The organism is Aeromonas finlandensis, assembly GCF_000764645.1.
Lineage (GTDB): Bacteria > Pseudomonadota > Gammaproteobacteria > Enterobacterales > Aeromonadaceae > Aeromonas > Aeromonas finlandensis.
In genome coordinates this window covers 1-13706 of sequence record NZ_JRGK01000259.1, presented here as the reverse complement: position 1 = coordinate 13706, position 13706 = coordinate 1, and the positions used below count along the sequence as shown (strand labels likewise).

Annotated in this window: 14 protein-coding genes and 1 pseudogene; 8 read left to right on the top strand and 7 right to left on the bottom strand. The window is 63.2% G+C overall.

The features are described from left to right. The gene (locus LD28_RS0113145) at positions 1 to 1008 is read left to right on the top strand and encodes an ABC transporter ATP-binding protein (protein WP_033137413.1); all 1008 of its coding nucleotides are present in this window, start codon (positions 1 to 3) and stop codon (positions 1006 to 1008) included. A gap of 39 nt (positions 1009 to 1047) precedes the next feature. After that, entirely contained in the window at positions 1048 to 1701 is a 654-nt protein-coding gene (locus LD28_RS0113140; RefSeq protein ID WP_033137412.1) for an HAD family hydrolase, read from the top strand. 105 nt (positions 1702 to 1806) lie between these two features. Here the strand turns inward: LD28_RS0113140 and LD28_RS0113135 are convergent, their stop codons facing one another. Continuing rightward, positions 1807 to 3429: a sensor domain-containing diguanylate cyclase gene (locus LD28_RS0113135; protein ID WP_033137411.1), complete on the bottom strand. Its 1623-nt coding sequence runs from the start codon at positions 3427 to 3429 to the stop codon at positions 1807 to 1809. Between the two features lie 83 nt (positions 3430 to 3512). Between LD28_RS0113135 and LD28_RS0113130 the strand changes: the two genes are divergently transcribed. Continuing rightward, positions 3513 to 3953, top strand: a complete 441-nt coding sequence (locus LD28_RS0113130) for a DUF2214 family protein (protein WP_033137410.1) — start codon at positions 3513 to 3515, stop codon at positions 3951 to 3953. Positions 3954 to 4025: 72 nt separating this feature from the next. Continuing rightward, positions 4026 to 4925 (top strand): DMT family transporter, encoded by a 900-nt coding sequence (locus LD28_RS0113125; protein WP_033137409.1) that lies wholly within the window; start codon positions 4026 to 4028, stop codon positions 4923 to 4925. Positions 4926 to 4992: 67 nt separating this feature from the next. On the opposite strand, the gene LD28_RS0113120 is transcribed toward LD28_RS0113125, so the two are convergent. From LD28_RS0113120 to LD28_RS23565, 3 genes are all read right to left on the bottom strand, one after another. Beyond that, entirely contained in the window at positions 4993 to 5619 is a 627-nt protein-coding gene (locus tag LD28_RS0113120; RefSeq protein ID WP_033137408.1) for a glutathione S-transferase family protein, read from the bottom strand. Positions 5620 to 5726: 107 nt separating this feature from the next. Then, on the bottom strand, positions 5727 to 6995 hold the full coding sequence (locus tag LD28_RS0113115; protein WP_033137407.1) for an O-acetylhomoserine aminocarboxypropyltransferase/cysteine synthase family protein: 1269 nt from the start codon (positions 6993 to 6995) through the stop codon (positions 5727 to 5729). A gap of 164 nt (positions 6996 to 7159) precedes the next feature. Further along, positions 7160 to 7336, bottom strand: coding sequence for a hypothetical protein (locus LD28_RS23565; protein WP_103422569.1), 177 nt, complete (start codon positions 7334 to 7336; stop codon positions 7160 to 7162). 100 nt (positions 7337 to 7436) lie between these two features. Here LD28_RS23565 and sgrR point away from each other — a divergent pair, with 100 nt between their 5' ends. From sgrR to LD28_RS0113100, 3 genes are read left to right on the top strand one after another with little or no spacing between them, the layout of a single operon-like run. Further along, complete coding sequence (sgrR, locus tag LD28_RS0113110) at positions 7437 to 9155, top strand: HTH-type transcriptional regulator SgrR (RefSeq protein WP_033137406.1); 1719 nt, start codon at positions 7437 to 7439, stop codon at positions 9153 to 9155. Positions 9156 to 9203: 48 nt separating this feature from the next. Next, positions 9204 to 9599, top strand: coding sequence for an acyl-CoA thioesterase (locus tag LD28_RS0113105; protein ID WP_033137405.1), 396 nt, complete (start codon positions 9204 to 9206; stop codon positions 9597 to 9599). A gap of 44 nt (positions 9600 to 9643) precedes the next feature. Next, positions 9644 to 10345 carry a hypothetical protein gene (locus tag LD28_RS0113100; RefSeq protein ID WP_033137435.1) on the top strand — a complete coding sequence of 234 codons (702 nt, stop codon included), beginning with the start codon at positions 9644 to 9646 and terminating at the stop codon, positions 10343 to 10345. Between the two features lie 44 nt (positions 10346 to 10389). Here the strand turns inward: LD28_RS0113100 and LD28_RS0113095 are convergent, their stop codons facing one another. The 3 genes from LD28_RS0113095 to tyrS all read right to left on the bottom strand — a co-directional run bounded on the left by LD28_RS0113095 (position 10390) and on the right by tyrS (position 13463). Then, entirely contained in the window at positions 10390 to 11121 is a 732-nt protein-coding gene (locus tag LD28_RS0113095) for a lipase secretion chaperone (protein WP_033137404.1), read from the bottom strand. After that, positions 11118 to 12029: a lipase family alpha/beta hydrolase gene (locus LD28_RS0113090; protein WP_033137403.1), complete on the bottom strand. Its 912-nt coding sequence runs from the start codon at positions 12027 to 12029 to the stop codon at positions 11118 to 11120. Before LD28_RS0113090 ends, LD28_RS0113095 begins: the two co-directional genes overlap by 4 nt. Positions 12030 to 12197: 168 nt before the next feature. Further along, entirely contained in the window at positions 12198 to 13463 is a 1266-nt protein-coding gene (tyrS, locus tag LD28_RS0113085) for a tyrosine--tRNA ligase (RefSeq protein WP_033137402.1), read from the bottom strand. A gap of 146 nt (positions 13464 to 13609) precedes the next feature. On the opposite strand from tyrS, the pseudogene LD28_RS23835 reads away from it, so the two are divergent. Further along, a pseudogene (locus LD28_RS23835) lies at positions 13610 to 13706 on the top strand (LuxR family transcriptional regulator); the annotation flags it as partial.

Sequence of the window (13706 nt, the reverse complement as noted above, 5' to 3'; positions counted from 1 at the left end):
ATGTTTCATTTAGAAGTCAATCAGTTGCACAAATCCTACGGCGAGACCCCGGTGTTCGAGGGGATCGAATTCGGCATCCGCAAGGGGGAGCTGGTGACCCTGCTCGGCCCCTCCGGCTGTGGCAAGTCCACCCTGCTGCGGGCGCTGGCGGGGCTCACCCCGGTGGATGGCGGTCAGGTGCGGGTGGCCGGTGAGGACATTACCTGGCAGGCGCCCCAGAAGCGGGGCATCGGCATGGTGTTCCAGAGTTATGCGCTGTTCCCCAACATGACGGTGTGGGACAACGTTGCCTTTGGCCTCAAGATGAAACCCCAGCCGGGGCGGGAGCTGGCGGCCAGCGTGAAAGAGGCGCTGGAGCTGGTGGAGCTGACCGGCTTCGAGCGCCGCTATCCGGGCGAGCTCTCCGGCGGTCAGCGCCAGCGGGTGGCACTGGCTCGGGCGCTGGTGGTGCAGCCACGGATCCTGCTGCTGGACGAGCCGCTCTCGGCGCTGGATGCCCGCATCCGCCGCAGCCTGCGCCAGCAGATCCGCGAGATCCAGCAGCGCCTTGAACTCACCACCATCTTCGTGACCCACGATCAGGAGGAGGCGCTCACCATGTCGGATCGGATCTTCCTGATGAACAAGGGAGCCATCGTCCAGAGCGGTACGCCGGAGCAGATCTACACCCGTCCCGCCAGCGAGTTTGTGGCGGGTTTTATCGGCAACTACAACCTGCTCGGCGCCGAGCAGGGCAAGTCGCTGTTCGGCCCCCGTTTTCAGGGCAAGCTGGCGCTGCGGCCGGAGTCCATCACCTTGCTGCCCGCAGGGGTGACCAGCAGCGAGCCCAGCCTGCCCGGCATCGTTCGCCAGCAACAGCTGCTCGGCAACGTCATCCGCTATCAGGTGGAGTGCGAGGCGGGGCTGTTGACGGTGGATTGCCTCAACCGCTCGGCTGGCGATCTGCTGGCCACTGGCAGTGCCGTGACCCTGGCGGTGGCCCGGGATCAACTCTGTGAGGTAGCATGACGCCTCGTTTCATTTTCGTTGTTACCGCAAGGAGCTCTCATGGCACTGGCACTGTTTGATCTGGACGAAACCCTGATTGCCGGGGATTCCGCCAGCCTCTGGCTGGAGTACATGGTGGCCGAAGAGCTGGCTCCGGCGGGCATGATCGCCGAGGAGCAGGGGATGATGTCTCTCTACCATCAGGGCAAGATGGACATGCATCAGTACATGGCCTTCACCCTGCAGCCGCTGGCGGGCAAGTCGCGCCAGTGGCTCAGCCAGCAGTGTCACCACTTTGCCGAGCAGGTGCTGCGCGAGCGCCTCTACCCGGAGGGGCTGGCGCGTATCGAATGGCATAGGGAGCGGGGCGACGAGCTGGTGCTTATCTCCGCCTCCGGCGAGCATCTGGTGGCCCCCATGGCGCAGATGCTGGGGATGGATCACTGCGTCGCCATCCTGCTCGATGAGGAGGAGGGGATGCTGACCGGTCAGACCCGCGGCACCCTCAGCTTTCGCGAAGGCAAGGTGGCCCGCATCAACCAGCTGTTTGCCGGAAGGGATAACCTCTGGCAGGGGAGTTTCGGCTACAGTGACTCTCACAACGATCTGCCCATGCTGCGGGCGGTGAGCCATCCCCATGCGGTCAATCCGGCCCCTGCGCTGCGCCAGCAGGCCGGGGAGCTGGGCTGGCCGGTGTGGGAGTGGCAGCGCTGAGTCGCGTGTTCAAGCACGCTGAACAGCGGCAAAAAAAGAGATGAAGAAAAAGAGAGAGGCGATTGCCTCTCTCATCATTTCCGTGTCCCTGTGGTCGATCACTCTCTACTGATGGGCCTGCTGGCGAGCCTGATCAAAGTGTGGAGGGAGCTCCTCTTCCATCAGATCGCTGACCAGGCGCTGGGGGAAGCAGATACGGTTTTTCCCTTCCCGTTTAGCCTGGTAAACCCCGCTGTCGGCCAGTTCTACCAGCGTCTTGGCCGATAGCCCGGAGTGGCTAAAGGCGACCCCGCCGCTGATGGTGATGGTGAGGTCGGTTTCACGCCATTCCAGCTGTTCGACAGCGTGCCTGAAGGTCTCCAGCAGGGAGGCGACCTCGTTCATTTTCATTTCCAGACGAAAGATCAGCACCAGCTCCTCGCCGCCGTAGCGGCAGAACCAGCCCCAGTCGTGAAACAGTTTCATCCCAAGCTTGCTCACCCGCTTGAGCACCACATCCCCCGTCTGATGGCCGTAGGTATCGTTTACCCGTTTGAAATCATCCAGATCGAACATCACCACGCCGAAGGGGGCGCTGCTGTTGAGCTGCTTTTGCAGGCACTCATCGAAGAAACGGCGGTTGTAGAGGCCGGTCAACTTGTCCTGGTTGGCTTGCAGCCGGATCAGGGCAAAGTCCTGAGTGGCGGCATCCATCTCTTCATAGACCTTGGCCAGCTCCAGCATCCGGCGGCCGTTATAGGCGATGCCGCCGGAGCGGCTGGCGCGGATCAGCAGGGTGATCTCCCCCAGCATGCGGCGAAAGTAGCGTGACCAGAGCAGGGCCAACAGTAGATAGAGAATGCAGGCGAGCGCGATCATCAGCTGCACGTTGATGGAGACGCTGTCGATCACCTGCTGCATGTTGGCGGTGGGCTCGACGCTGAGCAGGATCCAGCGTTGTTCCGGGATGCGGTAATAGGCCACCATCTGGCCGCTGGCCTCATCGAGAAAGAAACCTTGTTTGCCCTGCATGCGGGCCAGCCAACCGGCGTCTGGCAGCGGCTTGAAGACGTGTTCGCGGTCCGGATGGGCCAGTACCAGACCGTCATGGTTGATCAGCATCTGATAACCCTGACCGTCCCTGTCGAGCTTGCTGTTGAGCCAGCTGGCGAGGGGGGTGAGCTGGGTATCCAGCGAGAGGACGCCGACCCGTTTGCCCTCCGGACTCAGGATCACCTTGGCAATGGCCATGGTCAGGGTGCCGAGGGTGTAGTCGTAGTAGGGATCGGTAAAGACGATCTGGCCGGGGTGGCTGGCGGCCAGCTTGTACCAGGGGCGCACCCGGGGATCGAACTTCTCGTCTGCCTGCCATGCCGGGTGGATCAACATCTTGCGATGCTCGGTGCCGACATAGACATAGTCGAGTTCCATCACCTTGTGATAGGCCCGCCATGACTGCAGATAGTGCTCACTATTGCGGATGGTCGGTTCAATGAAGTCCTGATAATTTACCTGCTGATAAATGAGCGTAAACTGGCGCTTGAGCGTCTCCAGATAGGGTTCGATCAGAGTATGCAGATACTGGGTATTGCGGGCAATCAGGTGCAGTTCCTGCTCATGGCGCTGGGTGCGTTCCATATGCAGGTAGTAGATGCTGCCGAGCAGCAATACGGGGATAAAGAGCAGGAGGAGGCCCAGCCGCATGCGGGAGATTAAAGACCAAGTGTTCTTGGGCTTGCCGGGGGACATGAATAGATCCTTTTCGTCTCGGGTGACACCAGCATATATGATGCCGCTCTGCTCGTCTAAAGGCAGAAAATGAGAATTTGCCGATGCTGAACCACTCTTTGCTCTCAATGGCTCATTATGGCGGCATAGTGGCGCTGATCCTGGCCCTCTGTGTCGAATATCTGATTTTTCGTCACGGTCTGACTCTGGTGCGGGTGCGTCGCCTGCTGCTGGTGGACGGGGTATCTGCGCTGGCGCTCTTCTGCATTTTTGCCACCGGTTGTCTGCTGGCTCTCGAGCATGCCGGTTCCTTGTCCCGACTCTTCTCCTATCCAGATCACGGCCTCAAGATGGCGCTGTTTTTGCTGATGGTCGGCTCCCTCGACTACCCCAGTCGGCTCTTCTATCGTTGGCGCCGTTCCCTGCGTCAGGGGCGGGCTCCCATGGTCTCCATCCAGCAGCAGTTCTGGGTGGTCTGGATCCTGCGGGGCAATATGGTGCTGGTTATCCTCTTCGCGCTGTTGGTAAAACATCCATCGCTGTAAAGACAAGAGGGTAGGGAGACGGGTATCTTGGATCGGATAACCCGTCACGCGCCGATTTAAGGAAGAATCGCCATGCGCTCAAATCTGATGTTGCTGATGGCTGCCACCATCTGGGGTATGGGCTTTGTCGCCCAGCGCCTCGGGATGGATCATATGGGGCCCTATACCTTCAATGGCCTGCGCTTTCTGCTCGGTGCCCTCTCCCTGCTGCCACTGCTCTGGTGGCTCAAATCTAGGCAACCTGTTGCCGTCGCGGGCGACCATCGCCAACTGCTGACCGGTGGCGTGCTGGCCGGGCTGGTGCTGTTCTGTGCCGCCTCCCTGCAGCAGGTGGGGCTGCTCTATACCACTGCCGCCAAGGCTGGTTTCATCACCGGACTCTACATCATTCTGGTGCCGGTACTGGGGCTACTGCTGCGCCACAAGAGCGGGCTCAATACCTGGATCGGTGCTGTCATCGCGCTGGCCGGTCTCTATGTGTTGAGCGTCACCGACGAGTTCACCATCGGCTTTGGCGATCTGTTGCAGGTGGTCGGCGCCCTCTTCTGGGCCGTGCACCTGCTGCTGGTGGATCACTACTCCCACCGGGTGGCCCCCATCAAGCTGGCCGGGGTGCAGTTCGTGGTCTGCGGCCTGCTCAGCCTCGCCACCGCCTTTGTCATCGAAACCCCGACTGTGGCTGGCGCCGTGGCCGGTTGGCAGGCGCTGCTCTATGCCGGGCTGGTGTCGGTCGGGGTCGGTTATACCTTGCAGGTGGTGGGGCAGCGGGGCGCCCATCCGGCCCACGCCGCCATCATCCTCAGTCTGGAGACCGTCTTCGCCGCCGTGGGTGGCGTGTTGCTGCTGGGAGAGACGCTGGGGGAGCGCGCTATCGCCGGTTGTGCCCTGATGCTGGCGGGGATGCTCATCTCCCAGATCTGCTTGAGATGGTGGTGGAAGTCGCGCCGGGACAAGGTGCCAGTGACCAAGTAAACCGCGCGTTGCCCGCATAACAAAAACGCCCCGACTGTCGGGGCGTTTTGCATGGCGGCGGCTCGGATCAGGGGCGCTGATCCAGCTCGTGCTCCAGCTCTACGGCCTTCTGACGGGCCGGATGGGTATTGAGGCGCTGCCAGTAGGCTTGCAGGTGCGGGAAGTGGGCCAGCTGGCCGCTTTGCGCCAGCAGATCCACCAGGAAGGAGTTCATGATGTCGGCGCCGGAGAGGCGATCCCCCACCAGATAGTGGCGATTCGCCATCACATCGTTGAGGTAGCCCAGCACCTTGGCGCACTCCGCCTTGGCGTAGTCCGGCAGGAAGCGCATCGGGCTGCCATCCTTGCGCACGAACATGTCGAGCAGCAGCGGCAGAATGCCCGAGCTTTCGGCGAAGTGGAGCCACTGCAGATATTCGGGATAGTCCGGGCTGTCGGTGGCCGGTGCCAGCCGTTCCGGGGCATGGCGGGCAATCAGGTACTCGGTGATGGCGCCCGATTCCGCCAGCACCCGGCCGTCGAACTCGATGACCGGTGACTTGCCGAGGGGGTGAATGGCCTTGAGCTCGGGCGGTGCCAGAAAGGTGGTGGCATCGCGCTGATACGCCTTGATCTCATAGGGTTGGCCCAGCTCTTCGAGCAGCCAGATGATGCGTTGGGAGCGGGATTTGTTCAGGTGGTGCAGGACTATCATAACGACCTCGATTCGGTGGCAGGATGGGGTGTACGAGCGGGCGAGGGGCGTGGTTCACCGGCAGTAAAAAAAAGAGCGGGCTGATGCCCGCTCCTCCGCTGATTGACTCAGGCCTCCAGCGCCTGATCCAGATCCGCCAGAATGTCCTCGATCGCCTCGATCCCCACCGACAGCCGGATCATCTCGGGTTTCACGCCTGCCTTGGCCTGCTCGGCCTCGCTCAACTGGCGATGGGTGGTAGAAGCGGGGTGGCAGGCCAGCGACTTGGCGTCACCGATATTGACCAGCCGCTTGAAGATCTTCAGCGCATCGTAGAAGCGCACGCCCGCCTCGTAACCCTCCTTCAGACCAAACGAGAGGATGGCCGAGGGGCGACCGGCCATGTATTTCTCCGCCAGCAGATAGTGCGGGTGACCCGGTAGACCGGCATAGCTGACCCAAGCCACCTTGGGGTGGTGCTGGAGGTGGTGGGCGACCTGCAATGCGTTGTCGACGTGGCGCTCCATGCGCAGGCTCAGGGTCTCCAATCCCTGCAACAGCAGGAAGGCGTTCATCGGCGCCAGCGCCGCGCCGGTATTGCGCAGCGGCACTGTGCGCACCCGCCCGATAAAGGCGGCCGGGCCAAAGGCCTCGGTATAGACCACTCCGTGGTAGGAGGGCTCGGGTTTGGTCAGTTGCGGGAAGCGCTCGGCATGATCCGCCCAGGGGAACTTGCCCGAGTCGACCACCACGCCGCCCAGCGAGTTGCCGTGGCCGCCGACATATTTGGTCAGGCTGTGCACAACGATATCGGCACCGTGTTCGATGGGCTTGCACAGTACCGGGGTGGCGACCGTGTTGTCGACGATGAGCGGCACGCCACGGGCGTGGGCTGCCTTGGCCAGTGCGGCCAGATCGACGATATTGCCTGCCGGGTTGCCGATGCTCTCGCAGTAGACCGCCTTGGTCTTGTCATCGATAAGGGCAGCGATGGCTTCGGCACTGTCATCCTTGGCGAAGCGCACCTCGACCCCGAAACTCGGCAGCATGTGGGCGAACAAAGTGTAGGTGCCACCATAGAGCTGGGGGGTGGAGACGATGTTGTCACCGGCGGCGGTCAGCGCCTGAATGGCGTAGGTGATGGCGGCGGAACCTGCCGAGACTACCAGCGCGGCTATGCCCCCTTCCAGCGCGGCCATCCGCTGCTCCAGCACATCGTTGGTGGGGTTCATGATGCGGGTGTAGATGTTGCCCGGCACCGCCAGATTGAACAGATCCGCCCCGTGCTGGGCGCTCTCGAACTCGTAGGCCACCGTCTGGTAGATGGGCACGGCGACCGCCTTGGTGGTGGGGTCGCTGGAAAAGCCGTGGTGCAGGGCCAGGGTCGCATCTTTCATCACACACTCCTTGTTGGATGTTGCTTGTCGCAGTTATAGCTGAGCAGTTATAGATGGATAGACGTCCAATCTATCAGGCCCGTGGCCGATGTAAACAGCAAGATCCGGCAAAGCAATGTCGCCCGCAGGGGATGTGCGTCCCGAGTGGTTGGCATGGCCCGCACTCAGAGGCGACGGCGATACTCCTTGTCATCGATCTGGTTCATATCCCACTGCATCAGGCGGTTGAGCTGGCTCATGGGATCCTCGATGAGCGACAGCGGGCGCGGCAGGATCCGCTTGAAGTAACGGCGCAAGGTCTGCTGGATCCGGTTCGGTTTGAGGGGGTTGGCGTGGCTCATGATGGTGCTCCTCTGCTGGGGTTCTCACGTTCATCAGCAGTATTGAGCTAAAATGCGGAAGTAAAAACTGATGAATTACAGCAACAGGATTTCCTCTTTTATGCCGACCGGTCGCCTCTACCAGCAATTTCAACGACTCGCTCAGCTGCTTGGCAGCGATGAGCGGGAGATCAGCCTCGCCGAGGTGGCGGATCTGCTCTGCTGCACCCCGCGCAACGCCCGTCTGCTGTTGCGGCGAATGCAGGATCAGGGCTGGCTCAGCTGGTCGGCCGAAGCGGGGCGGGGGCGGCGCTCCCGGCTCACCCTGCTCGACAGTCAGGAGAGCCTGACCCGGCGCCGCTTGCGGGATCTGCTCAGTCAGGGCCAGCTGGCACAGGCGGTACGGCTGGCCGAGGATCGCCTCGATCTGCTCACCCCGCTGCTGATCGAGCAGCTCGGTCAGGCTACCCGTGAGGGGCGCCAGATCCTGCGGGTGCCCTACTACCGGCCGCTGCCGCAGTTGCTGCCCACCGGCCCGATGCGCCGCTCCGAAATTCATCTGAGCCGCCAGATCTTCAACGGCCTCACCCGGCGAAATGAGGAAAATGGGGAAATCGAAGGGGATCTCGCCCACCACTGGGAGTGTCTGGGCCCCTGCCACTGGCGCTTCTATCTGCGTCCGGCGGTCCGTTTTCACCACGGTCGCGAGCTGGTGGTGGAGGATGTGATGGAGAGTCTGCTGGCCCTGCGGGATCGCCCGCTGTTCGCTCATCTGGACCGGCTGGAGAGCCCCTGGCCGCGCACGCTGGATCTCTATCTCGACAGCCCGGATCCCTGGCTGCCCCAGCTGCTGGCAGAGCCGGTGGCGACCATCTTGCCGCGGGAGCTCAAGGGCGAGGCGGGCTTTGCCCTGCACCCGGTGGGCACCGGCCCCTACCGGGTCGCCGCCAACGATCCGCTGCATCTTTGCCTTGCGGCGTTCGACGACTACTTTGGCCTGCGGGCCCTGCTCGACGAGATCGATATCTGGATGCTGCCGGAATTGGCGGAGCGGCTGGAGACCCACCTGCAGCTGGGGCGCGACAGCCCGGAGCTGGGCACCATGCGCGGTGAGTCGGAGCTGGAGTCGGGCTGCTACTTCCTGCTGCAGGATGATCGTTCCGGATCCTTGCAGGATCCCGCCCTGCGGCAGTGGCTGGGCCAGCTGCTCAATCCGGTGGCCCTGATGGGGCGGGTCGCCCCCGAGCTGCAGCGGGGCTGGACCAGCGCCCTCGGCCTGCTGCCTCACTGGCGCGAAGCACTGCCCGCGCCCTTGCCCACACCGGCGCAGTTGCCGACGACCCTGGTGCTCGCCTGCTTCAACCAGCATCTGGAGTTCAACGAGTGCGCCAACGCCATGAGCAGCCTGCTGGCAGAGCAGGGGATCCGGCTGGAGGTGCGCACCCTCGATTACGGCCGTTGGGTGAGCGGCGAAGATGAAGACGTGGACCTCTGGCTCGGCACCCTCAACCTCGAACATGCCGGCCCCTTTGCCCCCTACGTCTGGTTGCAGGGTACCCCGCTGCTGCGCAAGGTGTGGGCCAGCCAGCACGAGCTGTGGCAGGGGTTGCTGCAGTGGCGGGCCAGTGGTGCCGAGCCTGGCCCCCGCGCCCTGCTGGCCAGGGTGCAGCAGCAGGGCCGGTTTGTGCCGCTGTTTCACCACTGGCTTGAGCTGGAGAGCCGCACCGGCGTGCACGGGGTGCGGATGACGGCGCTCGGCTGGTTCGATTTTCGCAGCGCCTGGCTGCGGCCCGAGCTGGTTGACCCGGCACAGGGCGACAGCAGGGAGCTTGAGTCCTGATGCGGGGCGCGTTAGCCTGAGCGCGGTTCAACGACAAGGAGTCAACCCATGCTGGAAATGCAGATCCAACCCCGCTTTCAAGAGACAGACGCCCTCGGCCATATCAACAATACGGTGCCAGCGGTCTGGTTTGAGTCGGCGCGGGATCCCCTGTTCCGGATCTTCTCCCCCGAGCTGGATGTGCATGACTGGCATCTGATCATTGCGGGCTACACGGTGCAGTTCAAACGGGAGCTGTTCTACGGCCAGCAGGTCACCATCAAGAGTGGCGTGCGCCGCATCGGCACCAGCTCTTTCACGGTCTGGCAGGAGGCCTGGCAGGGCGGCGAACTGGCCGTCACCGCCGAAACGACCCTTATCCATTTTGACTACCGGGCCCGCCAATCTCTGCCTCTGAGCGATGCTCATCGGGAAGGGTTGCGGGCCTGGTTGACAGAGAGTTAACCACGGGCCGGATGGCCCATCACAGGAGTGCTATGTACAACTCAATGCGCAATACAGCGATCGCGCTGACCCTGGGATTCTGCTCCCTCCCTTCTCTGGCCGCTTCTCTCGCCGAGCAGTTTACCCTGATGGAGAAGGGGGCCGCGAGCGCTCTCGATACCCGTCAATTCAGTCATGACGGCGTCGATATCAAGGCCTGGATCGATGGCGCCCCCGTCATTATCGCCGTGCCCATCATGAACGAGCTGGGCAAGCTGGAAGGGGAGAGCCGCTACTACTTCAAGGGTGGCAAGCTGTTCGGGGTCAAAGAGCCCGCCGCCCAGTTCGCCTTTGACGACAGCGGCAAGCTGACCCAATGGCTGGACGAGAAGGGGCAGCCCGCCGAGTTCGTCAGCAAGATGAGCATGCAGCAGCGTCAGGGGTGGCTCACCAAGCGGGCCGCCGAGCTGAGCAAGTTGTTTGTGGTGAGCGCGGCCGAGCAGAAAGCGGCCAAGGGGGGCGTCAAGCTGAAGGGGGCCGATCTCGCTCACTGGCTCTGCAACGGCAAACTGATGGAGCTCGCCCAAGGCGACAAGGTGATCTTCGAGCAGGAGAGGCTGAAGATTGGTGAGCAGGGGATCGAGGGGGAGGTCTCCCTGCGCCAGGATAAGGGGTGGCAGGAGCTGAGCCTCAAGTGCGAGGTTCAGGGCACTCAGGTAACCCGTCTCACCTGGCAGTCGCTGCCGGCGGCCAACAAGCCGCAATAAGTGCGCAACAGCAAGGGGCCCATCGCGGGCCCCTTCTCATTGGTTTACCGTTCCCCCTGCTGCATCCGGGTGAGCGCCTCGACCCGGCGCCACTGTTGTGGCTCGAACCAACGGGCGAGGATCTCCCGCTGCTGTTCTGCTTTGGCGGTGGCGGGTAACTGCCCCAGCTCGGCCAGATAGCCATGGAGCTGGTCGTTGAACCCCTGTCGGTTCTGCTCCAGCTGGTGCAAGCGATCCACCGCCTCCGGTCCCGCCAGCTCCAGCAGCATGGCCTCCTGTTTGGCAGGTTCCAGCGCCTGCAGCTCGCCAAGCAGACGGCTGTTGGCCTCCGCTTCCTGAAACCAGCCGGGTTGCTCCGCCAGCCAGAGTTCCAGCTCGTTGGCCAGCATCTTCTTGTCGCTATCTTTTGCCTCCGCCAGCGCCTTGCGGCGCAGGGTCCACTGCTCCATCAGCCGGTCTTCGGCAAACAGCTGCTCCTGTTCGGCCGGGGTGAAGCTCTGCTGGCGCAGCTGCTCCCGCTCGTCAAACAGGATCTGCAGGCTGGCGAGAGTGATATCGGTAGGCACGGTCAGGCTGCTCTGGGCCGAGATAAAGGTGCGATAGCGCGCCTGCAGTTCATCGGCGGCCTCCTTCACGGGGTCATGGTGATGGTTGCTGTTAGCTGGCGTGGCTTGCTGGCGGGCCGTGTCGGTTGTCGGCGCCGTCGGCCAGAGCAGCACGCCGCCGATCAGCAGGGCGATGGCGCAGGGGACGGCGAGCAGGGTCACGAGTCTCATAGGCCCAGCTCCTTGAGACGGCTGGCATGCTGGCGATAGAGGGTGACCGGATCGGTCTCGAACAGATGGTGGATGCCGAAGGACTGGTTCACTTCGTCCAGATGGTTCATCCGGTAGCCGGTGCCGATCACCTTGCCGAGGTGGCTGCTGCAGATCCCGACCAGCCCGTCATTGGGCTCTTTGAAAAAGGCCCCGGTCAGCGCCAGTGCCGGATCCACCGGATCCAGCAGATTGGTCATGTTGCCGCGCCCGCTCCAGGAGAAGTAGTAGACGCCGTTGGCCGCCTGCATCGGCCCTTCGCCGCAATATTGGCTGGGCAGCCCTTCCGGATAGCGCTGGTTGAATTGGCTGGCACCCTTGCTGGTCAGGGCATCGAGTGCGGCGACCGGATCCTGCGGCAGCTGGCTGCCCCCCGAAAGGAGGGAGATGACGCCAGAGAGAGCGTGGGCAGCGGCGGCAGCAAGCTTCTCGGCGGCAGAGCCGGGGGCGGCATTGGCCCGCACCAGATCGGCGATGTCGGAGCCGTAGTTGACCCCGCCGACGCTGGTGGCGGAGGCGACCAGCTCGGGGGCGACCGAGGCGACATAGCGGATGGTGGGGCCGCCGTGAGAGTGGCCGATCAGGTTGACCTTCTCGGCGCCGGTGGCCGCCAGCAGCAGCTCAACCTGGGCGAGCAGCTGCTCCCCCCGTTGCTCCGAACTGGCGGTGGCCGACACCTGGGCCACGTAGACTTTGGCACCATCCCGGCTCAGGGCCTGGGGAATGCCGTAGAAGTAATCGACCCCGAGCAGCTTGTCGAAGCCGAACAGGCCGTGCACCAGCACTATGGGGTAGCGGGTCTGGGTATATCCGCTGGCATGTGCCAGCATGGGCAGGGTGCAGAGCAGCACCAGAAGCCATCTCTTCATCATCAGCATCCTTGTTGATTCGTGAGGAACAGATTGTGTGGCGTACTCCATGTTCGCCGGTGCCAGTATGGTGGCTGATGACGGGAGAGGCTGTGAGGGGGATCGCAACTCAGGATTCAAAAGGGATTCAGGGTGCGGGCGGGGAGGCTGTGCTCCCCGCCCTGCGGCTTATTGCCACGCCACCAGTTGATACTGCTTCTTGCCCCGGCGCAGCAGCAGGTAGCGGCCAAACAGCCGATCATCGGCACTCAGCTGCTCATCCTGCTTGAGCACACCATTGAGGCTGATGGCCCCCGCTGCCAGCAACTCGCGGGCGATCCGCTTCGAGTTGGCCAGACCGCAACTGACCAGCAGGGTGACCAGATCCGTCTCGCCGCTGATGGTGCTGCTCGGCATGCCATCCTGCGCCAGCTGGGCCAGATCGCTCTCGCCGAGGCGAGCCACATCGCCGCTAAACAGCAGCTCGCTGATGCGCTGCACCGCTGCCAGCGCCGCCTTGCCATGCACCAGCTCGGTCAGCTCGTTCGCCAACACCTGCTGGGCCTGCTTGCGCCCCTGCCGCTTCGCATCTTCCGCCTCCAGTGCATCAATCTCGCTTAGCGGCATAAAGCTGTAGTAGCGCAGGAAGCGGTAGACATCCTCATCCGCGGTGCCGAGCCAGAACTGGTAGAAGGCGTAAGGGGAGGTGAGCGCCGGATCGAGCCAGACCGCGCCACCCTCGGTCTTGCCGAACTTGGTGCCGTCCGCCTTGGTGATAAGGGGCAGGGTCATGCCGTGTACCTGCGCCTGATGGAGGCGACGGGTGAGATCCATGCCGCTGGTGATATTGCCCCACTGGTCGTTGCCGCCAATCTGCAGGGTGCAACCGAGCCGCTGGTGCAGCACCGCAAAATCGTAGGATTGCAGCAGGGCGTAGGAGAACTCGGTGAACGAGATGCCCTGATCCGGGCGGGCCAGCCGCTGGCGCACCGACTCCCGCGCCAGCATGGCATTGACCGAGAAGTGCTTGCCGATATCCCGCAGAAAATCGAGGGCGGACATCTGCCCCATCCAGTCGCCATTGTTGACCAGTTGCGGGGCTGACAGGCCATCGTCCGCGGGCAGCAGCGCCCTGATCTGGGCCGACAGGCTGGCGACCCAACCCAGCACGGTGTCGGCACTGTTGAGGCTGCGCTCGGTCGCCTTGAAGCTGGGATCGCCGATAAGGCCGGTCGCCCCGCCCACCAGCGCCACCGGGGTGTGGCCCGCCAGCTGGAAGCGGCGCAGCATCAAGAGCGGCACCAGATGACCGATATGCAGGCTGCCAGCGGTGGGATCGAACCCGCAATAGACGGTGCGCGGGGTGGCGAGGTGGGAGGCCAGGGCCGCCGGGTCGGAATTCTGGGCCACAAGGCCGCGCTCGGTCAGCTCATCGAGCAGGTGGGGGTTGATCATGGGTGCTCCAACAGCAGGGGGAAAAGCCGTCATCCTCGCCGTTCTGGCTGGTGGCGGATATGTCCCCTGAGGGACAGTTTTGCCACTCTCGTGCTAGCATTCAACCATAGCGGGGAATCGCTCCTCGCCGCCGGAAACATGCCACCATGACCCAGCCATTCACAACAGATAGCTTGACCCGCAGCATGACCGAGGTGGTCGATGCCCTGCACAGCAGCGCCTTTCCGGCGGCGCTGGTGCGAC